The sequence below is a fragment of the Streptomyces sp. DH12 genome, assembly GCF_020873895.1.
Taxonomy (GTDB): domain Bacteria; phylum Actinomycetota; class Actinomycetes; order Streptomycetales; family Streptomycetaceae; genus Streptomyces.
The window spans coordinates 1-567 of the sequence record NZ_JAHWGT010000548.1 but is presented as its reverse complement, the minus strand read 5'-3'; the positions used below and the strand labels follow the sequence as shown (position 1 = coordinate 567).

The following is a 567-nucleotide window of genomic DNA, read 5'->3' as shown; positions in this document are numbered from 1 at the left end:
CCCGCGACGCGCTGGACGACCCGTGGGAGGTGGCGTTCCTGACGCTGGTCTCCCCGGACGACATACCGGAGTTCAAGACGGACCAGGACGGCTGGGCCGAGGCAGTCCCCGCGAACTCCACCGATGTCGCGGTCGCGCCGGGCGAGTTGAGCCAGAAGTACGCCACCTATCTGAAGGACGGCGGGGACGGTTTCGCGGACGGTCCGCACACCAGCGTGTGGCGGGACACCCGGAAGCAGAAGTCGGTGCGGCCGGGTCTGGCCACGCAGTACATCGACGAGCCGCTGGTGAACGGCGACTACGCGCCGCTGGCGCTGCGCACGGCGGACGGCGGGGCGCTGGTGTTCTTCACGACGCGGCACTTCGAGAAGCAGACGGCGGCGGCCGGTGCGACGGTGCCGACGCCGAACGAGGACGTGCTGGCGCTGACCAGCGGGGAGATACGTCAGTCGCTGACGTTGGAGTTCGTCTCGAACGAGGTGGCGCTGGACCCGGCGGACGGTCCGGTGGAGGTGCTGGGGCGGATCCAGGGGCTGACGTCCGCGAAGGGCGAGTAGCGGCGGGCGG

The 567-nt window shown here is 70.7% G+C and carries 1 pseudogene; it reads left to right on the top strand.

From position 1 onward, the window contains the following. A pseudogene (locus LPA54_RS35705) lies at positions 1–557 on the top strand (hypothetical protein); the annotation flags it as partial. Positions 558–567: the final 10 nt, after the last annotated feature.